At 71.3% G+C, this 21,657-nt stretch carries 15 protein-coding genes and 1 pseudogene; 10 read left to right on the plus strand and 6 right to left on the minus strand.

The annotated features are described in order from the left end of the window. Positions 1 to 82 precede the first annotated feature (82 nt). Entirely contained in the window at positions 83 to 823 is a 741-nt protein-coding gene (locus CP967_RS22575; RefSeq protein ID WP_150489710.1) for a class I SAM-dependent methyltransferase, read from the minus strand. 340 nt (positions 824 to 1,163) lie between these two features. Beyond that, a pseudogene (locus CP967_RS22580) lies at positions 1,164 to 1,968 on the minus strand (transposase family protein). A gap of 152 nt (positions 1,969 to 2,120) precedes the next feature. Between CP967_RS22580 and CP967_RS22585 the strand changes: the two are divergent. The 5 genes from CP967_RS22585 (at position 2,121) to CP967_RS22605 (ending at position 9,404) form a co-directional block, all read left to right on the plus strand. Further along, positions 2,121 to 2,929 (plus strand): IS5 family transposase gene (locus CP967_RS22585; protein WP_167535423.1). Its coding sequence is split into 2 segments (ribosomal slippage): positions 2,121 to 2,460 and positions 2,460 to 2,929, totalling 810 coding nucleotides; the frame shifts between segments, so codons are not numbered across the junction. A 1,253-nt stretch (positions 2,930 to 4,182) separates the two neighbouring features. After that, on the plus strand, positions 4,183 to 4,866 hold the full coding sequence (locus CP967_RS22590) for a helix-turn-helix transcriptional regulator (protein ID WP_150489712.1): 684 nt from the start codon (positions 4,183 to 4,185) through the stop codon (positions 4,864 to 4,866). Between the two features lie 32 nt (positions 4,867 to 4,898). Then, entirely contained in the window at positions 4,899 to 5,474 is a 576-nt protein-coding gene (locus CP967_RS22595; protein WP_150489713.1) for a DUF3291 domain-containing protein, read from the plus strand. 187 nt (positions 5,475 to 5,661) lie between these two features. Then, positions 5,662 to 7,917 (plus strand): SF1B family DNA helicase RecD2, encoded by a 2,256-nt coding sequence (gene recD2, locus CP967_RS22600; protein WP_150489714.1) that lies wholly within the window; start codon positions 5,662 to 5,664, stop codon positions 7,915 to 7,917. 197 nt (positions 7,918 to 8,114) lie between these two features. Then, a complete protein-coding gene (locus tag CP967_RS22605) occupies positions 8,115 to 9,404 on the plus strand; it encodes a citrate synthase (protein WP_150489715.1) in 1,290 nt (429 codons plus the stop codon). Between the two features lie 822 nt (positions 9,405 to 10,226). Here the strand turns inward: CP967_RS22605 and CP967_RS22610 are convergent. The 4 genes from CP967_RS22610 to CP967_RS22625 all read right to left on the minus strand — a co-directional run bounded on the left by CP967_RS22610 (position 10,227) and on the right by CP967_RS22625 (position 14,753). Next, a complete protein-coding gene (locus CP967_RS22610; RefSeq protein ID WP_150489716.1) occupies positions 10,227 to 12,674 on the minus strand; it encodes a heavy metal translocating P-type ATPase in 2,448 nt (815 codons plus the stop codon). 102 nt (positions 12,675 to 12,776) lie between these two features. Next, positions 12,777 to 13,085: a heavy-metal-associated domain-containing protein gene (locus CP967_RS22615; protein WP_150489717.1), complete on the minus strand. Its 309-nt coding sequence runs from the start codon at positions 13,083 to 13,085 to the stop codon at positions 12,777 to 12,779. A gap of 341 nt (positions 13,086 to 13,426) precedes the next feature. Beyond that, positions 13,427 to 13,618 (minus strand): helix-turn-helix transcriptional regulator, encoded by a 192-nt coding sequence (locus CP967_RS22620; RefSeq protein WP_150489718.1) that lies wholly within the window; start codon positions 13,616 to 13,618, stop codon positions 13,427 to 13,429. Between the two features lie 208 nt (positions 13,619 to 13,826). Continuing rightward, positions 13,827 to 14,753: a sugar phosphate isomerase/epimerase family protein gene (locus tag CP967_RS22625; RefSeq protein ID WP_150489719.1), complete on the minus strand. Its 927-nt coding sequence runs from the start codon at positions 14,751 to 14,753 to the stop codon at positions 13,827 to 13,829. Positions 14,754 to 14,891: 138 nt separating this feature from the next. On the opposite strand from CP967_RS22625, the gene iolC reads away from it, so the two are divergent. The 5 genes from iolC to CP967_RS22650 all read left to right on the plus strand — a co-directional run bounded on the left by iolC (position 14,892) and on the right by CP967_RS22650 (position 21,531). After that, complete coding sequence (iolC, locus tag CP967_RS22630; RefSeq protein WP_150489720.1) at positions 14,892 to 16,049, plus strand: 5-dehydro-2-deoxygluconokinase; 1,158 nt, start codon at positions 14,892 to 14,894, stop codon at positions 16,047 to 16,049. Then, positions 16,046 to 16,936: a Cgl0159 family (beta/alpha)8-fold protein gene (locus CP967_RS22635; RefSeq protein WP_150489721.1), complete on the plus strand. Its 891-nt coding sequence runs from the start codon at positions 16,046 to 16,048 to the stop codon at positions 16,934 to 16,936. Before iolC ends, CP967_RS22635 begins: the two co-directional genes overlap by 4 nt. A 43-nt stretch (positions 16,937 to 16,979) precedes the next feature. Continuing rightward, positions 16,980 to 17,939 (plus strand): 5-deoxy-glucuronate isomerase, encoded by a 960-nt coding sequence (iolB, locus tag CP967_RS22640; RefSeq protein WP_150489722.1) that lies wholly within the window; start codon positions 16,980 to 16,982, stop codon positions 17,937 to 17,939. Continuing rightward, a complete protein-coding gene (iolD, locus tag CP967_RS22645; protein ID WP_150489723.1) occupies positions 17,936 to 19,855 on the plus strand; it encodes a 3D-(3,5/4)-trihydroxycyclohexane-1,2-dione acylhydrolase (decyclizing) in 1,920 nt (639 codons plus the stop codon). The genes iolB and iolD overlap by 4 nt, the downstream gene beginning before the upstream one ends. Positions 19,856 to 20,031: 176 nt before the next feature. After that, positions 20,032 to 21,531 (plus strand): CoA-acylating methylmalonate-semialdehyde dehydrogenase, encoded by a 1,500-nt coding sequence (locus tag CP967_RS22650; protein ID WP_150489724.1) that lies wholly within the window; start codon positions 20,032 to 20,034, stop codon positions 21,529 to 21,531. The last annotated feature ends 126 nt before the right edge of the window (positions 21,532 to 21,657 follow it).

The raw sequence follows: 21,657 nt of genomic DNA on the forward strand, positions 1-21,657 counted from the left end.
CGCGCCTGCCCGCCCGCAACGCCATGAACGCCCCGGACGGTCCGGACAGTCCGGCCACCGTGCCGACCGCCGGGCGACAGGTTCAGCCGCGCCCCGTCCCGGGCCGCCGTGCGACGAAGACGAACTCCCTGCCCGGACGGTCGGGCGCGTCACGGACGTCCTCGACCTCGAACCCCTGGGCGGCGAGGTCGTTCTCGACCTCCTGCCGCTCCCGGAAACGCAGCGTCGAGTCCGAGGTCAGAACCTGCCCGTCGGCCGCGAACACGAAGGTCCACCGGAACGACACCAGCGGCAGAGCCACCCCGGTGACCTCGACCCAGCTCTCCACCGCGCCCACACCGGGAATCTCCGCCACCCCGTACGAGGCATTCCGGTTCCACTCCTCCCAGGCCCGCCGTCCCGGCACCCGCGTCTCGAACACCAGCCGCCCGCCCGGCCGGAGGGCCTCGTACGCCGATCGCAGGGTCGTCCGCCACATCTCCGGCCCGGTGATCGCCTGCGCGACGTTCGCCGTCATCGTCACCAGGCCGACCCGGAGCGGCAGAGCCGCCGAGGCGTCCCCGCAGATCCACCGCACCCGCTCGCCGCCGGGTTTGGCCCGCGCCACCTCGACGGAGGCGCGGGCCGGATCCACCCCGGTGACCTCCACACCCCGTGCGGCCAGCAGCAGCGCGAACACACCCGTCCCGCACCCGATGTCGAGCACCTGCCGTGCCCCGAACTCCTCGGTCATCGCGAGATAGGCGTCGAGATCACCACGCCCGGGGTCGAGCGGATCGTAGATCGCGGCCAGGCGGGGATGGCGGAACTCGGCGTCGTCCATGCGGCTGAAGGATAGGTGCCGCAGCCTCGGGTGATCACCCGTTTCCCCACCTGCCTCTCCGCTCGCCCGGGACGCCGTCCCGGGCCCCGGCGACCTCTCACCGGCACGGGGGAAGCGGTCCACCTGCCCCGCACCGGCGGCAGGAAAAGGGTGCGGCGCCGCGCGGACGACAAAGGCCCACGGGCCGTCCGCGGAGAGGGCGGACGGCCTGTGGGCCCTGCGTTCAGTACTCAGCTGATGGCCTGGAAGTCGAGCCAGCCGCTGGTGCCGGCGGCAACCCGCTGCCGGGTCTGTCAAACGAGCGGTGTAACTCGGGTTGTTGAGGGCTGCTGAGCCTCTTTCATCCTGAGTAGTCGCAGGTCAGGAGTGTGTGGATGGCCTGGGCGATGGTGCCGGTGCGTCGAGTGGAGCATCTGGCCCGCCGGAGGATCCGCCAGGATTTCAGCTGTGCGAAGGCGCGTTCTCCGGGGCCCTCAGCCGGGCGTGGTCGCGGTTGAACTGCTGGTATTGGGCGGGTTGTCCGTGGTGGTGGTGGTACGGGGTGCGGACGGTGGCGCCGGCGCCCTGGTAGGCCCGGTCGGTGAGGACGGGGATCTGCCTCATGGGACAGGCTTGGATGATGCCGTGGGAGCGGGCCGCTGTCAGATCGTGGGTACGGCCCGCTGTCGCGTGGGAGAACCAGAGCGGTGTGCCGTCCGGGCGTGCGATGACCTGGACGTTCATGCCGTGTTGCTTGCGCTTTTGGCTGTAGTACGGCTGGTCGGCGGCGACGCGGTCGGTGGGGATTAGGGTGCCGTCGACGATGACGGAGTCTCCCTCGCCCAGCCCGGCCAGCGCCTCCTGCAGGCCGGGCGCCGGGCAAGCCGGATCTGAAGGGTCTCGTCGACGTGGCGCCAGGCCGTGGTCTCAAAGACGCCGAACCCGGCGCCCACCTGTGCGAACGTCTCGTTCTTGCGCAAGTGCGCCAGGGTCGGCAGGGCCTGCTTGAAGCAGCTCAACCGCCGCCAGGTCGAGCGCGGTTAACGCCTTCGGGCGTAGATGAGCCATGAGACATGCTCGACCAGCTCGTGCGGGACGTCGAGCATGCAAGGATACGGAACCAACGAAGCCCCCCCGGCCGTCGGCGTGTTGAGTGAGATCACCACACCGACGACGAGGGGCTTCGCCATGTCACCACCCGCGCTGGCCAGCCCGTTTCACCCCCCAGACCCCAGGATGAAAGAGGCTTACTGGCCGTTTCAGAATGAGTCGAGCCGTGGTCTTGCGTTTGACGATCTTGGTCGGCAGGGTGTGCGGGGTGCGTGCTGATCTTGTTCCTGACGACCTGTGGGAGCGGGTGGCCCCGCTGCTGCCGCCTGCTCCGGAACGGCGCCGCCGGTATCCCGGCCGGCTTCGCGTTCCAGACCGGGCGGCACTTGCTGGCGTCCTGTACGTGCTGCGGACCGGTGTCGCCTGGCGCGACGTTCCTGCGGAGACCGTGGGCTGCTCCGGGGTGACGGCCTGGCGCCGGCTACGGGACTGGACCGAGGCCGGCGTCTGGCCACGCCTGCACGCTGCCCTGCTGACCGAGCTGCGCCGCGCCGACCTGCTGGACCTGGACGACTGCGCGGTGGACGGGTCGCACGTCCGGGCCCTCAAAGGGGGGATCGTGTCGGCCCCTCGCCCGTCGACCGCGCCCGCCCCGGCTCCAAGCACCACGTGATCGTCGACCGGCACGGAACCCCGCTCGCCGTCACCCTCACCGGCGGCAACCGGCACGACGTCACCCAGCTCCTGCCACTGCTCGACGCCGTCCCGCCGATCCGGGGCCTGCGAGGACGCCCCCGCCGCAAACCCCGGCGGCTGTACGCCGACCGAGGCTACGACTTCGACAAGTACCGCCGCCTGCTGTGGAAGCGAGGCATCAAACCGCTGATCGCCCGGCGCGGCGTCGCCCACGGCTCCGGACTGGGCCAGGTCCGCTGGGTGGTCGAGCGCACCTTCGCCTGGCTGCACCAGTTCAAACGGCTCCGCATCCGCTACGAGCGCCGAGCTGACCTTCACCACGGCCTGCTCGAGCTTGCTTGCAGCATCATCTGCCTGCGGAAACTTCGACTGCAGACCTGAGCAGGTTCAGCGGAAATCACTAATTGAACATATTCAAAACGTGTGGAAGGCTGGCTCCGGCCGTGCTCGGCTCTTCCCGCAGAAGCGGCTACCGGGCGTAAGCAGCGAGCAGTCTCGAACGGGCAGGGCGGCATGGACTCGGCAAGCAGGAATCTGGCCCCAAACCAAGAGGGCCGAGGCAGCCGGTCCACGCTGATGCCAGACGGCTGGATGCGTCGCCCTCTCATCAGGCCCTTCGGACAGTTGGCCACGGTCCTCGGATTTCTGCTTCTTGCGTGCACAGCATGCGCTGGAGCCGGCGGCGATGCCGCCGTGATCCAGCAGGCCGAGCTCGTCGGGGACTGGAGTAACGCCAACGGCGCCAAAGTGCATGTGTCAGCTGGACATAACTTCTCGGCAAGTGGAACTAAGCATGCCGTCCCCGACTACGAGTGCCCTACGGAAACAGCTGGTACGTGGCGGTTCTGGGCACAGGGCGGCCCGCCGTCGAGCTTCGTAGCCTCGGACTCGGCGACCGAAGGAGAGTCGTTCGTCGTGTCGGTGAACGCTGACAGTTCGGCCAGCTGGTGCGACCTCCAAGGTCAGGTCCAGCGTGATGACCAAGGCTTCAGCATCTGTCTTGTCCTGGATCTTGACCAGTCCTGCACTGCAGATGAGCTCCTCCGCAAGGACTCGACGCGATCCCGGTAAGCGTGAGTGCAGCCCGATCCGACGCGCCAATGAGCAGGGTCGCATGTCGCCATTCTGAAACGATCAGTTAGTGACGGAGGTTCGCTGGAGGTGCACCTCGACGGAGGTCGCGTCGTCGGGGTGACTGCCTTCGGTGGGTCGGTGATCGATCACTTTGTAGGATCGAGCGCCAAGGCGGAACGGAGGGCCGGCGCGTGGTTGGGACTCGCGCGTACAGAGGGCCCCTCATCGGCCGTCGCTACCGCGCAGACCCGCTGGACACGATGCCCGGGCGCTGACGCGGCTCTCGTTCTGTGTGCTGTCGTAGCGGCGGCAGGCGGGGCCTGGATGGCTTTCACCGGCGCCTGAGGCATCCGGCCCGCTGACGAGCATCCCGCGTGAGAGAGTTCACCGGTGCTTCCCCCGGTGCCCGACGGTGCCGGACTCGCGCCGCTGGGCTTCCAGAACGGCGCACCAGCGTGAATGGTCCCGGCCGGGGTGGCATACGGGCCGGGCTTTCGTGGCCTCCACGCGCCCGAGCCCGGTTTTCTATCCAAAACGCGCGTTGTTCTTAGAATGGGCGGGTGGAGGACATCGAGACGATCGCGGTGCTGCAGGACCCGGTGCGGCGCCGCCTGTACGAGTACGTGGCGGCCCAGGGCCGGGAGGTCGGCCGTAACGAGGTCGCCGAGGCGGCGGGGGTGTCGCGCACGCTCGCCGCGCACCACCTGGACCGGCTGACCGAGGCCGGACTGCTGGTGAGCGGCAGCCGCAGGCTGACGGGGCGGTCGGGGCCGGGGGCGGGCCGCCCCGCCAAGGTGTACACGCGGGCGCGGGCCGAGTGGTCGGTGTCCCTGCCCGCGCGTGACTACCGCACCGCCGCCGAACTGCTCGCCGAGGCCGCCGAGGAGGCCGGGCTGGACGCCGGGCTCTGCGCGGCGGCGCGCCGTCGGGGCGAGGTGCTGCGGGGGGAGGCCGGGCCCTGCGGCAGCCTGGGCGAGGTCATGGGGGTGCTGGCCGCCCGCGGTTACGAACCGCACCTGGAGGAGAAAGCCGGAGCGGAAGCGGGGGAGGGCGCGCGTGCCGTCCGTATGCGCAACTGTCCCTTCGACGTCGTCGCCGAACGCTTCCCCCCGCTCGTCTGCGGCATGAACCTCGCACTTCTGGAGGGGCTGCTCGGCGCGGACGGGTCCCTCCGCGCCCGGATGGACGCCCGGCCGGGGGAGTGCTGTGTCGTGGTCGAAGATTCTAAAAACAATACTGATTGACATAGAAAAGCGGGCCGTGCTGGGATGTGGTCATGACCGCACCCCGGCCGACCGCCCATCTCGCCGAACTCAACATCGCCACCCTCAGCTACCCCCTCGACGACCCGCGCGTGGCGCCGTTCGTCGAGGCGCTCGACCCCGTCAACGCCGCCGCGGACGGCACGCCCGGCTTCGTGTGGCGGCTGGTGGACGAGAGCGGGGGTGACGCCACCGGCCTGCGCCCGGCGGGCGAGAACGTCATCGTCAACCTGTCGGTGTGGGAGACCCAGGAAGCCCTGTGGGACTTCACCTACCGCAGCGGGCACCTGGAAGTGATGCGGCGACGGCGCGAATGGTTCGAACGGCACGTCAGGGCGCACCTGGTGCTCTGGTGGGTCCCCGCCGGCCACATCCCGACCGTGGAGGAGGCCCTGGAACGGCTGGCGGACCTCCAGGCGCACGGGCCCTCGCCCCGGGCCTTCACCTTCGCCTCGTCCTACACCGCCGCCGAAGCCGCCCCGTACCTCCCGGACTCCCCGCACCCCTCGGACTCCCCGAGTACTCCGTGCCTCCCGGACTCCCCGGACTCCCCGGACTCCCCGGGCCTTCCGGCCGCGCGGCCCGTGTGACCCGCCCGGGGTGCCCGGCGAGGGCGGGCCGGATGCCGGACGAGGGGGCGGAGGCGGCGGCCCGGCTTCGCCGGCCGTCATCGGCATGGCGAACCTCTTCTCTCCGTGACGCACCGGCACCAGGAACGGCACCGGTGCGTCACGGGGGCTTCCCGTGCTGTCGTACCCGCCCGGTACGGTCGGTCCCATGTCCAACACCGCCGTGCTCGAAGGCGTCCTGGAGCGGATCACCTACGCCAACGAGGAGAACGGGTACACGGTCGCCCGGGTCGACACCGGGCGGGGGAGCAACGACCTGCTCACCGTCGTCGGTTCCCTGCTGGGCGCGCAGCCCGGGGAGTCGCTGCGGATGGAGGGGCGCTGGACCTCGCACCCGCAGTTCGGCAAGCAGTTCCAGGTGGACAACTACACCACCGTCCTCCCCGCCACGATCCAGGGCATCCGCCGCTATCTCGGCTCCGGGCTGATCAAGGGCATCGGCCCGGTCATGGCCGACCGGATCACCACCCACTTCGGTGTCGACACCCTGGACATCATCGAGCAGCAGCCGAAGCGGCTGGTGGAGGTGCCGGGTCTCGGACCGAAGCGCACGAAGATGATCGCGGCGGCCTGGGAGGAGCAGAAGGCGATCAAGGAGGTCATGGTCTTCCTCCAGAGCGTCGGCGTCTCGACCTCCATCGCCGTCCGCATCTACAAGAAGTACGAGGACGCGTCGATCTCCGTCGTGAAGAACCAGCCCTACCGGCTGGCCGCCGACGTCTGGGGCATCGGCTTCCTCACCGCCGACCGCATCGCCCAGGCTGTCGGTATCCCGCACGACAGCCCGGAGCGGGTCAAGGCCGGCCTGCAGTACGCACTGTCGCAGTCCACCGACCAGGGGCACTGCTTCCTGCCCGAGGAACGCCTGATCGCCGACGGGGTGAAGCTCCTCCAGGTCGACACGGGCCTGGTCATCGACTGTCTGGCCGAGCTGGCCCAGGACCCCGAGGGCGTCGTACGCGAGAAGGTGCCCGGACCCGAGGGCGGTGAACTGGTCACCGCCGTCTACCTGGTGCCCTTCCACCGTGCCGAACTCTCCCTCGCCGCCCAGGTGCAGCGGCTGCTGCGTACCCCGGAGGACCGGATGCCGGCCTTCCAGGACGTCGACTGGGAGAAGGCGCTGGGCTGGCTCGCGCGGCGTACGGGGTCCACCCTCGCCCCCGAACAGGAGGCCGCCGTACGGCTCGCGCTCAGCCGGAAGGTCGCCGTCCTGACCGGCGGGCCGGGCTGCGGGAAGTCGTTCACCGTACGCTCCGTGGTCGAGCTGGCCCGTGCGAAGAACGCCAAGGTGGTGCTGGCGGCCCCCACCGGCCGTGCCGCGAAGCGCCTCTCGGAACTGACCGGCGCCGAGGCGTCCACCGTGCACCGGCTGCTGGAGCTGAAACCGGGCGGGGACGCGGCCTACGACCGTGAACGCCCGCTCGACGCGGACCTGGTGGTCGTCGACGAGGCGTCCATGCTCGACCTGCTGCTCGCCAACAAACTCATCAAGGCGGTGGCACCCGGTGCCCACCTCCTCCTGGTGGGGGATGTGGACCAACTGCCCTCGGTCGGGGCGGGGGAGGTGCTGCGCGACCTGCTCGCGGACGGCGGACCCGTCCCGGCGGTGCGGCTGACCACGATCTTCCGCCAGGCCCAGCAGTCCGGAGTCGTCACCAACGCCCACCGGATCAACTCCGGCACCCCGCCCCTGACCCAGGGCCTCGACGACTTCTTCCTCTTCGTGGAGGACGAGACGGAGGACGCCGGGGTGCTCGCCGTGGACGTCGCCGCCCGCCGCATCCCCGCCAGGTTCGGCCTCGACCCGCGCCGTGACGTCCAGGTCCTCGCCCCGATGCACCGGGGCCCGGCGGGCGCCGGCCATCTGAACGGGCTGCTCCAGCAGGTCATCACCCCGGGCCGCCCGGACCTGCCCGAGAAGCGGTTCGGCGGCCGGGTGTTCCGGGTCGGCGACAAGGTCACCCAGATCCGGAACAACTACGAGAAGGGCGAGAACGGCGTCTTCAACGGCACGGTCGGCGTCGTCACCGCCCTCGACCCGGACGAACAGCGCCTCACGGTCCGTACCGACGAGGACGAGGAGATCGGCTACGACTTCGACGAACTCGACGAACTGGCCCACGCCTACGCCATGACCATCCACCGGTCCCAGGGCAGCGAGTACCCGGCGGTCGTCATCCCCGTCACCACCAGCGCCTGGATGATGCTCCAGCGGAACCTGCTGTACACGGCGGTGACCAGGGCGAAGAAGCTGGTCGTCCTGGTCGGCTCCCGTAAGGCCATCGGACAGGCGGTCCGCACCGTTTCCGCAGGCAGACGCTGTACGGGGCTGGCCTTCCGGCTGAGCGGAGGAGCCGGCGGAGAGCCCCGGGAAGCGGCCCCGGAGACCTCCCGGGAAAAATGATCGATCAAAACGGTGGGAAACATCACTACGCCCTTCCGGAACCGGATCCGAGGGGGCAGGATGAGAAAGTTGACGGCACTCAGTGCCGTCGGTAGGTCCAATGGACGACCCCGAGTGCACTCTCCTGAGCCAAATGGGGGAGGGTGGAGACAGTCAGGGCACCTCGAAGAAGAGGCACTACGTCGGTGAGGGATGACGTGAGCGACAAATCTGTAGTACTGCGGTACGGCGACGACGAGTACACCTACCCGGTGATCAACAGCACCGTCGGTGACGAGGGCTTCGACATCGGGAAGCTGCGGGCCAATACCGGCCTGGTCACGCTGGACAGCGGATACGGCAATACGGCCGCCTATAAATCCGCCATCACCTACCTCGACGGCGAGCAGGGCATCCTGCGGTACCGCGGATACCCGATCGAGCAGCTCGCCGAGAGCTCGACGTTCCTCGAGGTCGCCTACACGCTCATCAACGGTGACCTTCCCAAGGCCGACGAGCTGTCGGCCTTCAAGGACGAGATCACCCAGCACACCCTGCTGCACGAGGACGTCAAGCGCTTCTTCGACGGCTTCCCGCGTGACGCCCACCCGATGGCCATGCTGTCCTCGGTCGTCAGCGCGCTGTCCACCTTCTACCAGGACAGCCACAACCCGTTCGACGAGGAGCAGCGCCACCTCTCGACGATCCGGCTGCTCGCCAAGCTGCCGACGATCGCCGCGTACGCGTACAAGAAGTCGATCGGTCACCCGTTCGTCTACCCGCGCAACGACCTGAGCTACGTCGAGAACTTCCTGCGGATGACCTTCTCGGTCCCGGCCCAGGAGTACGTGCCGGACCCGATCGTTGTCTCGGCGCTCGAGAAGCTGCTCATCCTGCACGCGGACCACGAGCAGAACTGCTCGACCTCCACGGTGCGTCTGGTCGGCTCCTCCCAGGCCAACATGTTCGCCTCCATCTCCGCCGGTATCTCCGCGCTGTGGGGCCCGCTGCACGGCGGCGCCAACCAGTCGGTGCTGGAGATGCTGGAAGGCATCCAGGCCAACGGCGGCGACGTCGACTCCTTCATCCAGAAGGTGAAGAACAAGGAGGACGGCGTCCGCCTGATGGGCTTCGGCCACCGGGTGTACAAGTCCTTCGACCCGCGCGCCAAGATCATCAAGGCTGCCGCGCACGACGTGCTGTCCTCGCTCGGCAAGTCCGACGAACTGCTGGACATCGCGCTCAAGCTGGAGGAGCACGCGCTCTCCGACGAGTACTTCGTCTCGCGCAACCTCTACCCCAACGTGGACTTCTACACGGGCCTGATCTACCGGGCCATGGGCTTCCCGACCGAGATGTTCACCGTGCTCTTCGCGCTCGGCCGCCTCCCGGGCTGGATCGCCCAGTGGCACGAGATGATCAAGGAGCCGGGTTCCCGCATCGGCCGCCCGCGCCAGATCTACACCGGCGAGGTCCTGCGCGACTTCGTCCCCGTCGAGAGCCGCTGAACCCTCGGCGTACCGGTTCCGGTCCGACGGCACCCCTGCCGGCTCCGGCCTGAGGAACCCGTGTGACGCCTGGCGGCACCGCCGCCCACTGCCTTCGCCCCGCGTGCCGCGCTCATCCCGTCGAGCGCGGCGTCGGGGCGATTCGGCTGTCCCGAGGGCTTTTCCTGAAGGCTCCCGGGCTGTTCCAGGGGCTTTGGGGGCTTTCCGAGGGCTTCCGGGGCGGGCGCCGCTGCCTTCCGAGGGCTTCCGGGGGCGGGCCGCTGCCTTCCGAGGGCTTCCGGGCCGGCCGCATTCAGAGGCCGAGTGGTCCTGACCGCGGCCGTACGGCCGATCCCTGGGGCGGACCCGTACAGCCGGGCCCGTAGCCGATCCGTGCGGCCAGCCAGCCGTACAGCCTTGCAGCCGTGCGGCGTGGCCGGGAGTGGGACAGGGGCGGCCGGGCGCCGGGCCGCCGGGCCGGAACGCGAGAAGCGCCCCGTTTGTCGATCCCCCCACGGGTCGACGGACGGGGCGCTTCCCATATCCCGGAGCGGATTCCCCCCACGGGATCCGGCCGGGCGTCTGCCGGGAGCCGGAGCTCCCGTTGTTCCGGTGATGTGCCTGTTCAGTTCATCCTGCTGTGCGATCTGCCGGGGTACGTACGCACGGGAGGGCCGCTCAAAGCTCCCCGGTGCACGTGCCCCGGCCAACGCTTGCCCGGAGCGTCCCCCAAGACACTCCGTCGGACGTCCCCCAAGACATCCTTGGCATCGCACTCTTAGACTCACCAACCCATCAGATGGTTACCCTCGAATCGGTGTGATCTAAGTCTCTTTGTGGGAATTATGTGAAGGAGCGCAACCGCAGGCTGTTCGTCACGACGAAGACCGACGAAAACGCCATCGCCGCTCCCGCAATCATGGGGCTGAGCAGGCCGAACGCAGCCAGAGGCAAGGCAGCCACGTTGTACCCGAAGGCCCAGAACAGGTTGCTTCTGATGGTCGACAGAGTACGCCTCGACAGCCGGATAGCGTCAGTGGCCACCTTGAGATCTCCACGAACCAGCGTGAGATCGCCCGCCTCGATCGCCGCGTCCGTGCCGGTGCCCATCGACAGGCCCAGGTCGGCGACCGCCAGGGCCGCCGCGTCGTTGACGCCGTCACCGGCCATCGCCACGGACCGGCCCTCGGCCTGGAGACGCCGGATCACCTCCACCTTGTCCTCGGGCATGACCTCCGCGTGGACCTCCTCGATCCCCACCGCGCGGGCCACGGCGTCCGCCACCGCCCGGTTGTCGCCGGTGAGCAGGATCGGCCTGAGACCCAGGGCGCGCAGCTGCGCGACGGCCTGCGCACTGCTCTCCTTCACCGTGTCCGCCACCTCCAGCACGCCCCGGGCCTCGCCGTCCCAGGCGACGGCGACGGCCGTACGCCCCTGGGCCGCCGCGTCCGCCATCGCGTCGGACAAGGTCTGCGGGAGGCTGATCCCGGCGTCCTCCAGCAGCCGGGCCCGGCCGGCCAGCACCTGGCGCCCGTCCACGGCGCCCCGCACCCCGAGCCCCGGTACGTCGGTGAACTCCGCAGGGGCGGGCAGGGCGCCTTCCGTACGCTCGGCGGCGCCGGAGGCGACGGCCCGGGCGACCGGATGCCCGGACGCGTGTTCCAGACCGCCCGCGAGGCGGAGCAGTTCGGCCTCCTCCGTACCGGCCGCGGTGTGCACCGCGCCCAGGGTCATCCGGCCGGTGGTGACGGTGCCGGTCTTGTCGAGCACGATCGTGTCGACGCGGCGCGTGGTCTCCAGCACCTCGGGGCCCTTGATCAGGATGCCGAGCTGGGCGCCGCGCCCCGTACCGACCATCAGAGCGGTGGGTGTCGCGAGTCCGAGGGCACACGGACAGGCGATGATCAGCACGGCCACCGCCGCGGTGAACGACGCGGTGACGTCGTCCGTGACCAGCAGCCAGGCGACCAGCGTCACCAGGGCGATCAACAGGACCACGGGTACGAACACGGCGGAGACGCGGTCCGCGAGACGCTGGGCCGCCGCCTTGCCGCTCTGGGCGTCCTCGACCAGTTTCGCCATCCTGGCCAGCTGGGTGTCCGCTCCGACGCGGGTCGCCTCGACGACCAGCCGCCCCGACATGTTGAGCGTGCCCCCGGCGACGGAGTCACCCGGCACGGCGTCCACGGGCACGGACTCCCCGGTGAGCATCGAGGCGTCCACGGCCGACGCGCCCTCGACGACGGTGCCGTCCGTCGCGATCTTCTCACCGGGCCGGACGGCGAAGCGGTCCCCGACGGCGAGCCGGCCGACGGGGACACGGACCTCCTCGTTCCCGCGCAGCACCGTCACCTCCTTCGCACCCAGGTGCAGCAGGGCCCGGAGGGCCGCACCCGCCTTCCGCTTGGCCCTGGCCTCCAGCCAGCGGCCCAGCAGGATGAAGGAGACGACGCCGGCCGCGACCTCCAGATAGATGGTCGAGGAGGGATCGGTACGGGAGACGGCGGCCTCGAACCCGTGCCGCATCCCGGGCATGCCCGCGTCGCCGAAGAACAGGGCCCACACCGACCAGCCGAAGGCCGCGAGGGTGCCGACCGACACCAGGGTGTCCATCGTCGCGGCTCCGTGCTTGAGGTTCGTCCACGTCGCACGGTGGAAGGGCAGGCCGCCCCAGACCACCACGGGGGCGGCGAGCGTGAGCGAGAGCCACTGCCAGTTGTCGAACTGGAGGGCGGGGACCATGGCCATCAGCACGACCGGCACGGCGAGGGCCGCGGAGACCAGCAGGCGCTGCCGGAGTGCGGCGAGGGCCGCGGCGGCGGCCTGTCCGCGGGTGTCGGCGTCGGCGTCGGTGGTGGGGGTGAGGTCAGGGACGGGGGGAGGCGCGCTACCGGAAGACAGGGCGCCGGGCGTGGCTGTCCGCAGGGGCTCCGCCTCGGGAGCGGGCGCCTCCGGCCCCCCTGCCTCCGAGGACTCTGGGGCCTCCGGAGCGGCCGTGTCCTCCTGGCCCGATGTCCGGGAAGGCGCAGGGGCGGCGCGGGTCACGTGCCGGGCGGTGTAACCGGTCCGTTCCACGGTGGCGACCAGGTCGTCAAGCGAGGTTCCGGAGGTGAACCGGACGCGTGCCTTCTCGGTCGCGTAGTTGACGGTGGCGGTGACACCGTCCATCCGGTTGAGCTTCTTCTCGACGCGGGCCGCGCACGAGGCGCAGGTCATTCCGCCGATCAGCAGCTCGGCCTCGGACGTCTCCGCTACCGGGACGTCCGCGGCGGCGGTGGTGGTGCTGGCCATGGTGCCGTACTCCTGAATGACGCGGATCGGGCCGTCTCCCTCCCCAGTATCCGCTGCCCGCGGATCACCGGCTGGAGGGGACGGCCCGAGGGGCGGGGCGTGTCAGGCGGCCCGGCCCACGAGCTCGTAACCCGCCTCGTCGACGGCGGCCCGTACGGCGTCGTCGGCCAGCGGGGCCGTGGAAGCGACGGTCACGCGGCCGGTCGCGGCCTCCGCCTTGACGGAGGTGACCCCGGCGAGCTCGGAGATCTCCTCGGAAACGGCCCCTTCGCAGTGACCGCAGGTCATGCCCTTCACCTCGTACACGGTGGTGATGCCGTCCGTCTGGGCCGCGGCCGCTCCGTCGTGGCAGGAACCGGTGGACGAGCAGCAGGAGCCGGCGGCCTGAGGCGTGTCGGTTTCGGCGGTCATGACGTTCTCCTCTTCGCGAGCACACTTGGACAGGGCGGGGAATCGCCGCGGTCGCGGCGGCCTCACCTGAGAACCACTATACCCCTAGGGGGTATCAAAGTGCCGTAGTGGTGGAAGAACGGTCCGCGGTGGTGGCGGGATGCGCCCGCCGGGACGGGGAGCGGGGCGGGAAGGCCGGGTGGCGGGAGCGGCGGGAAGGGGCGGCGCGTCCCGGCCCCTCCGGGACGGGCCCGGGGTGCGCCGGGACCCGGCCCCGGTCCACGGTCCCGGTCCGCAGCTCCGTCCGCGGTCCCGGCCCGCAGCCCCGTCCGTGGTCCCGGTCCGCGGCCCCGGTCAGGGGCTCAGTGTTCGCGGTTGCCGGGCCGGGAGGCGACCCAGGTGAGCACGGTGTCCACGTACCAGTAGGGCCTGCCGTGCTGAACGGCGTCGGGCGGAGGGAGCAGCCCGTGCTTGCGGTACGACCGGACGGTGTCCGGCCGGACGTGGATGTGCGCGGCGATGTCCTTGTACGACCAGAGCCTTCGGTCCGTCATGGTGTGCCCCTCTCCATACCCGCCCCCGCCTCTCGCGTCTTCGTGCGTCCGCCCTGTTCGTTGCCGAACGAGCGGCACCGGCATGTGGTCGGGGAGCGTCACGGGCCTGTGACGCGAACCCGACGGAACACGGATATGTGTGACAGAGGGGTGACTACCGGGCGGCGGGCGGCGAGGGGCGACGGGAACGGCGGCGGGGCCCGGCCGGTCAGCCGGCGGGGCGGGCGGGGCCGCAGGCGCGGAGGAACTCGCGGGTGCGCCGGGCGACCGGCAGGGGCTTGTCGGGCGGGCACGGGTACATGTCCTGTTCGACGATGGCGAAGAGGTCCCTGCCCAGGGCGCGTGCGGCGTCCAGTACGGGTTCCAGCGCGGGCACCCCGCCGGGCGGTTCGCACATCACTCCACGCGCCACCGCGGGACCGAACGGCACCCCGTTCGCCACCACATCGGCCAGGATCACCGGATCGACCTGCTTGAGGTGCAGGTAGCCGATGCGTTCACCGTAGGTCTCGATGAGCTTCACGCTGTCCCCGCCGCAGTACGCGTAATGACCGGTGTCCAGGCAGAGCGAGACCAGTGCGGGATCGGTGGCGTCGAGGAAGCGGCTGACGTTCTCCTCGCTGTCGATGTGCGTGTCGGCGTGCGGGTGCACCACGGTCCGCAGCCCGTAACGGTCCCGCACCTCGCGGGCCAGCCGTTCCGTCTGGGTGGTCAGCTCGCGCCACTGGGCGGCCGTGAGCGTGCTGTCCTCCAGCACCTCGCCGGTCTTGTCGTCCCGCCAGAACGACGGAATGACCACCAGGTGCCCGGCACCCACGGCCTGGGCGAGTGCCGCGTTGTCGGCGACATGGGCCCAGGTGCGTTCCCAGACGCCGGGGCCGTGGTGCAATCCCGTGAAGACGGTGCCCGCGGAGACGGACAGCCCCCGACGCGCGGTTTCGTCCCTCAGCCTGGCCGGGTCGGTGGGCAGGTAGCCGTACGGGCCCAGTTCGATCCACTCGTAGCCCGCCTCGGAGACCTCGTCCAGGAAGCGTTCCCAGGGCACCTGGCGGGGGTCGTCCGGGAACCACACCCCCCACGAGTCGGGTGCCGAGCCGATACGGATGCCGGTCGGAGACGGTGCGAAGGAGGTCATATCGCTCACACTCACCGTCCCGTGAGGGAGTGTCAAGGCTTCGTCCGAATGTCCGGACAAAGTGTTGACAGGGTTCCCGGGCCGGACAACCCTTGGGCCTGGGCGGGAACCGGCCGGCGGACAGCCGAAGGGATGCGCATGCCTGAGCCGTACGACGTGATCACGATGGGCCGGATCGGGGTGGACCTCTATCCGCTCCAGGCCGGCGTGCCCCTGGCCGACGTCGAGTCCTTCGGGAAGTTCCTCGGCGGCTCGCCCGCCAACGTGGCCGTGGCCGCGGCCCGGCTCGGACGTCGTACCGCCGTGATCACCAGGACCGGCCGCGACCCCTTCGGCGACTATCTCCGCCGGACCCTCGACGAGTTCGGGGTCGACAGCCGCTGGGCGACCCCCGTCGCGGAGTACCCGACACCGGTCACCTTCTGCGAGATCTTCCCGCCGGACGACTTCCCCCTCTACTTCTACCGCCTGCCCACGGCACCCGACCTGGAGATCCACGGCGAGGAACTCGACCTGGAGGCGGTACGCGACGCCCGTATCTTCTGGATGACCGGCACCGGCCTGTGCGCCGAGCCGAGCCGCACCGCCACCCTCACCGCCCTCCGGGCCCGCGCCACGGCCCCGGCCGGCCGGCCGGGACCGGGGCCGCGCGCCACCGTGTTCGACCTCGACTGGCGGCCCATGTTCTGGACCGGCCGGGACGGTGCCGGGGACTCCGCCGCACGCGCCCCCGCCCACTACCGGGAGGCGCTCGCGTACGCCACGGTCGCCGTCGGCAACATCGACGAATGCGAGATCGCCACCGGCGAGCGTGAACCGTACGCCGCGGCCCGCGCCCTGCTGGCGGCCGGAGTCCAGCTGGCCGTCGTCAAGCAGGGGCCCGCCGGTGTCCTCGCCGCGCACCGGGACGGCACCGTCACCGAGATCCCGGCCCTCCCCGTGGACGTGCTCAACGGACTGGGAGCCGGTGACGCCTTCGGGGGCGCCCTCTGCCACGGGCTGCTCGCCGGCTGGGAGACCGGACGGATCATGCGGTACGCCAACGCCGCGGGCGCCGTCGTCGCCTCCCGGCTGGCCTGCTCCTCGGCGATGCCCCGCCCCGACGAGGTGGAACAGGCTCTCAGCGACGGCGCCGTCCGCCGGCCGGCCCCCGGCACCGGGGCGGACCCCCGGGAATCCGCGGCCGGGGCGGACCCCCGGGGATCCGCGGCCGGGGCGGGCCCCCGGGAATCCGCGGCCGGAGCGGCCCCACCGGCGCCGGAGGCCACGGCCCCCGCCCCCGAGGCCGCGTCGTGAGCGGGCCCGCCGCCGGCAGCACCGCCGATCTCGTCCGGCTCAGGGCCCATCACCCCGAAGCCGTCGCCGTGGCCGCCGGGGCCCGCCGCAGACGGCCCCTCATCGGACCCACCGGCCGCCTGATGATCATCGCCGCGGACCATCCGGCGCGCGGCGCGCTCGCCGTCGGGGACGACGCCTACGCGATGGCGGACCGCTTCGACCTGCTGGAACGCCTCTGCCTCGCCCTGTCCAGACCCGGCGTGGACGGGGTCCTCGCGGGCGCCGACGTGCTGGAGGACCTGCTGCTGCTCGGAGCGCTGGAGGACAAGGTCGTCATCGGCTCCATGAACCGGGGCGGACTCGCCGGTGCCGCCTTCGAGCTGGACGACCGTTTCACCGGCCACCGCCCCGCCGACCTCTCCCGGCACGGCTTCGACGCGGGCAAACTGCTGCTGAGGATCGACCGCGACGACCCCGGTTCCCTGGAGACCCTGTACACCGCCGCCCGTACCGTGGACGAGATGGCGGCCCACCGGCTGCCCCTGTTCATCGAACCGTTCCTCTGCCACCGCGCCGGCGGCGCCCTGCGCACCGACCTGTCGGCGGCGGCCGTCACCACCTCCATCGCCGTCGCCTCGGGCCTCGGCGGCACCTCGGCGTACACCTGGCTCAAGGTCCCCGTCACCGAGGACCCGGAGGACATGGCCCGGGTGATGCAGGCGTCGACCCTGCCCGCCGTCCTGCTCGGCGGCGAGGTGAGGGGCGATCCCGGCCCGGCGTACGAGAGATGGCGCGCGGCGCTGCGGCTGCCGACCGTGCAGGGGCTCGTCGTCGGGCGTTCGCTCCTCTACCCGGCCGACGGCGACGTGGCCCGGGCGGTCGACACCGCCGTCGGACTGCTGTGAGCCCCGGCGCGGAAGACGGCCGGAGAAGGGTAGGGATGGACCCATGACACGCGAGACACAGCAGCGGCGGTACCACGTACGGGCGAACCGCCGTGCGACGGACGGCCCCTACGCCCTCGACATCAGCCCCGAGTCGGCCGGCTGGGAGCGTTCGGCCCTGCGTGTCCTGGACATCGGACCCGGCGGTGTTCATACGCTGGTAACCGGCGGGAGCGAATGGATCGTCCTGCCGTTGTCCGGTGGCTGTACGGTGCGCACAGCGGATTCCGTCTTCGAACTCCTGGGCAGGGAAAGCGTGTTCAGCCAGGTGACCGATTTCGTCTATCTGCCCCGTGACGCCCGCGCACAGATCACCTCCGGCGCCGGAGGCCGCTTCGCCCTGGCAGGAGCGAAGTGCGAGCGACAACTCCCCGCTCGCTACGGCCCCGCGCCGGAGGTCCCGGTGGAACTCCGCGGGACGGGAAACTGCTCACGGCAGGTCAACAACTTCGCGGCGGCGGACACGTTCGAGTGCGACCGCCTCATCGCCGTCGAAGTGCTCACCCCGGGCGGCAACTGGTCCTCCTACCCGCCGCACAAGCACGACGAGCAGATCCCCGGCACCGAGTCCGAACTGGAGGAGATCTACTACTTCGAGGTCGAGGGAGGCGGACCGGCCTACCACCGGGTGTCACCGTCCCGGCCCGGCGGCACGGACGTCCTCGCGGAAGTGTCCACCGGTGACGCCGTCCTGATCCCCGACGGATGGCACGGCCCGTCCATCGCACCACCCGGCCGCACCCTGTACTACCTGAACGTCATGGCCGGACCCGGCGAACACCGCGAATGGCTGATCCGGGACCACCCCGACCACCGCTGGATCCGCGACACCTGGCCGGACCAGCCCGTCGACCCCCGCCTCCCGCTGCACCGGCCCCCGTCCCCGTCCCCATCCCCATCCCCTCCCGCGTCTCCGTCCACGTCTCCGTCCTCCTCGCCGACGCCTCCGGAGGCCGCCCGGTGACCCGCACCCCCCAGTCCCGGCCCTCCGCCGCGCCGCCGTCCCGCAGGCTCACCACCGCGCAGGCACTGATCACCTTCCTGGCCCGCCAGTACACCGAGCGCGACGGCCGCCGCCAACGGCTGATCAACGCGACCTGGGGCATCTTCGGACACGGCAACGTCGCCGGTGTCGGCCAGGCCCTCGTCGAGGCCGGGCCCGCGATGCCCTATCTCCAGGGACGCAACGAGCAGTCCATGGTCCACGCCGCCGTCGGCTACGCCCGTCAGTCCGGCCGCCTCTCCGCCCACGCCGTCACCACCTCCATCGGCCCCGGCGCCACCAATCTCGTCACCGGCGCGGCCCTCGCCACCGTCAACCACCTGCCCGTCCTCCTGCTGCCCGGCGACACCTTCGCGACCCGGCCTGCCGACCCGGTGCTCCAGCAGCTCGAAGCGCCGCACAGCGGAGACGTGTCGGTCAACGACTGCCTGCGCCCCGTCTCCCGCTACTTCGACCGGATCACCCGCCCCGAGGCCCTGATCCCGGCCGCCCTCCAGGCGATGCGCACCCTCACCGACCCCGCCGCCACCGGCGCGGTCACACTCGCCCTGCCGCAGGACGTCCAGGCCGAGGCGTACGACTGGCCGGAGGAGTTCTTCGCCGAGCGGACCTGGCACGTACGCAGGCCCGCCCCCGACCCGTACGAACTCGAACAAGCCGTCCGCGCCGTCCGGACCGCCCGGCGCCCCCTGATCGTCGCGGGTGGCGGCGTCCACCACAGCGCCGCCGAGGAGACCCTCGCCGCGTTCGCCGCCGCCACCCGTATCCCCGTCGCCTCCACCCAGGCAGGGAAGGGCTCGCTGCGCCACGACCACCCCGCCGACGTCGGAGGCATCGGGCACACCGGTACCGCCACAGCCGACCACCTCGCCCGCGAAGCCGACCTGGTCATCGGCGTCGGCACCCGCTACACCGACTTCACCACCGCCTCCGGCACCCTCTTCGCCCACCCCCGCGTCCGCTTCCTCAACCTCAACATCACCGGCTTCGACGCCCACAAGCTCGCCGCCCAGCCCCTCGTCGGAGACGCCCGCACCTGCCTGGAAGCGCTCGGCGCCGCCCTCGAAGGCTCCCGCCCCTGGCGCGTGGACGCCTCCTACGAGACCGAGTACACCGACGCCAAGGAACTCTGGGAACGCCGTGTGGACGCGGCGTACGCCACCCCCGACCCGGACGCCCGGCCCACCCAGGTCCAGGTCCTGGGACTGCTGGACGCCCTCGTCGACGAGGACGACATCCTGATCAACGCGGCCGGTTCACTCCCCGGCGACCTCCACAGACTCTGGCGGACCCGCGCCCCCGGGCAGTACCACGTCGAATACGGCTACTCCTGCATGGGGTACGAGATCCCGGCCGCCCTCGGGGTCCAGCTCGCCGCACCGGGACGGCCCGTATGGGCCCTCGTCGGCGACGGCACCTACCTCATGAACCCCACCGAGATCGTCACCGCCGTACAGGAGTCCCTCCCCGTCAAGCTGGTCGTCCTCCAGAACCACGGGTACGCGTCCATCGGCGGCCTCTCCGCGTCGGTCGGCGCCGAAGGCTTCGGCACCGCCTACCGCTACCGCGCCGAGGACGGCGGCTACACCGGTCTGCCGCTCCCCGTCGACCTCGCCGCCAACGCCGCCTCACTCGGCATGCGGGTGCTGCGCGCCCGGACGGTGGACGACCTGCGCGCCGCTCTGGCCGAGGCCCGCACCGCGGACCGCCCCACTTGTGTCTACGTCGAGACCGAAACGCCCGACACAGTGTCGGGGCCGCCTCCCGCGCAGGCGTGGTGGGATGTTCCCGTGGCCCGGACGGCGACCCGGCCGCAGGCGGTCGAAGCCCGCAAGGAGTACGACCGTCAGGCCGCCACCCGCCGCCACCACCTCTGAACCCGGCGCGCCGCACGCCCGTACCGTCCGCCCCGTACCGCACACCCGTACCGCCGCCCCGGCCCGGCGCGCCGCCCCCGTGCCGCCGCCATCCGTGAACCCGGCGCGCCACGCGCCCGTACCGCCGACTCCGTACCGCACATCCCGTACCGCGCCACCTGTGAAGGAGCCCCGCCTTGAAGACCCTCAACCACTGGATCGGTGGCAAGACCGTCGAGGGGACGTCGGGTAACTACGGCCCGGTCACCGACCCGGCGACCGGCGCCGTCACCACCCGGGTCGCCCTCGCCTCCGCCGACGAGGTGGACACCGCCGTCGCCGCCGCGAAGGCCGCGTACGCCACCTGGGGCACCTCCTCGCTCTCCGCCCGCACGAGCGTCCTCTTCCGCTACCGGGCCCTGCTGGACGCCCACCGCGACCAGATCGCCGCACTGATCACCGCCGAACACGGCAAGGTGCACTCCGACGCCCTCGGCGAGGTCGCCCGCGGCCTGGAGATCGTCGAACTGGCCTGCGGGATCACCACCCAGCTCAAGGGCGAGCTCTCCACCGAGGTGTCCAGCCGGGTCGACGTGGCCTCGATCCGCCGGCCGGTCGGCGTCGTCGCCGGGATCACCCCGTTCAACTTCCCGGCCATGGTGCCGATGTGGATGTTCCCGCTGGCCGTCGCCTGCGGCAACACCTTCGTCCTCAAGCCCAGCGAGAAGGACCCCTCGGCGGCGAACCTGCTGGCCGAACTCGCGGCGGAGGCGGGCCTGCCCGACGGCGTACTGAACGTGGTCCACGGCGACAAGGCCGCGGTCGACGCCCTCCTCGCCCACCCCGACGTCGCCGCCGTCTCCTTCGTCGGATCCACCCCGATCGCCCGTCACATCCACACCACCGCCTCCGCGAACGGCAAGCGCGTACAGGCCCTCGGCGGTGCGAAGAACCACATGCTGGTCCTCCCCGACGCCGATCTGGACGCCGCCGCGGACGCCGCCGTGTCCGCCGCGTACGGCTCCGCCGGTGAGCGCTGCATGGCCATCTCGGCCGTCGTCGCGGTCGGTTCGGCCGGGGACGGCCTGGTCGCCCGGATCAAGGAACGCGCCGAGAAGATCAAGATCGGCCCCGGCACCGACCCCGCCTCCGAGATGGGCCCGCTCATCACCGCCGCCCACCGCGACAAGGTCGCCTCCTACGTCACCGGCGCCGCGGCCCAGGGCGCCGACGTCGTCCTCGACGGCACGGGGTACACGGTCGACGGCTTCGAGGACGGCCACTGGATCGGCATCTCCCTCCTCGACCACGTCTCCACCGACTCCGACGCCTACCGGGACGAGATCTTCGGCCCCGTGCTGTGCGTGCTGCGCGTCGGCACGTACGAGGAAGGCGTCGCCCTGATGAACGCCTCGCCGTTCGGCAACGGCACCGCGATCTTCACCCGCGACGGCGGAGCCGCCCGCCGCTTCCAGCTGGAGATCGAGGCCGGCATGGTCGGCGTCAACGTCCCGATCCCCGTCCCCGTGGGCTACCACTCCTTCGGCGGCTGGAAGGACTCCCTCTTCGGCGACCACCACATCTACGGCGACGACGGCGTGCGCTTCTACACCCGGGGCAAGGTCATCACCACCCGCTGGCCCGACCCGGCCGACGCCCCCACCGGCGTGGACCTCGGCTTCCCGCGCAACCACTGAGATTCCTGTGAGCTTCCTGGCCAACCGCTGAGCGCCTGGCCAACCACTGAGCGCCGGGTCCCGGACGCGCCCGCCGGGGCCCGGCGGCGGGGCCCTGGCGCCCGGACTCCGGCGGCTCGGCCCTGG

It is taken from the genome of Streptomyces nitrosporeus (assembly GCF_008704555.1).
In the GTDB taxonomy this organism is placed as follows: Bacteria; Actinomycetota; Actinomycetes; order Streptomycetales; family Streptomycetaceae; genus Streptomyces; species Streptomyces nitrosporeus.

What these genes read in the sequence shown, in the direction of transcription:
- CP967_RS22575 (WP_150489710.1), bottom strand. Translation starts at nt 823, where the DNA reads ATGGACGACGCCGAGTTCCGCCATCCCCGCCTGGCCGCGATCTACGAT.
- CP967_RS22595 (WP_150489713.1), top strand. Translation starts at nt 4,899, where the DNA reads ATGACCGCACCCCGGCCGACCGCCCATCTCGCCGAACTCAACATCGCC.
- recD2 (WP_150489714.1), top strand. Translation starts at nt 5,662, where the DNA reads ATGTCCAACACCGCCGTGCTCGAAGGCGTCCTGGAGCGGATCACCTAC.
- CP967_RS22610 (WP_150489716.1), bottom strand. Translation starts at nt 12,674, where the DNA reads ATGGCCAGCACCACCACCGCCGCCGCGGACGTCCCGGTAGCGGAGACG.
- CP967_RS22615 (WP_150489717.1), bottom strand. Translation starts at nt 13,085, where the DNA reads ATGACCGCCGAAACCGACACGCCTCAGGCCGCCGGCTCCTGCTGCTCG.
- CP967_RS22620 (WP_150489718.1), bottom strand. Translation starts at nt 13,618, where the DNA reads ATGACGGACCGAAGGCTCTGGTCGTACAAGGACATCGCCGCGCACATC.
- CP967_RS22625 (WP_150489719.1), bottom strand. Translation starts at nt 14,753, where the DNA reads ATGACCTCCTTCGCACCGTCTCCGACCGGCATCCGTATCGGCTCGGCA.
- iolC (WP_150489720.1), top strand. Translation starts at nt 14,892, where the DNA reads ATGCCTGAGCCGTACGACGTGATCACGATGGGCCGGATCGGGGTGGAC.
- iolB (WP_150489722.1), top strand. Translation starts at nt 16,980, where the DNA reads ATGACACGCGAGACACAGCAGCGGCGGTACCACGTACGGGCGAACCGC.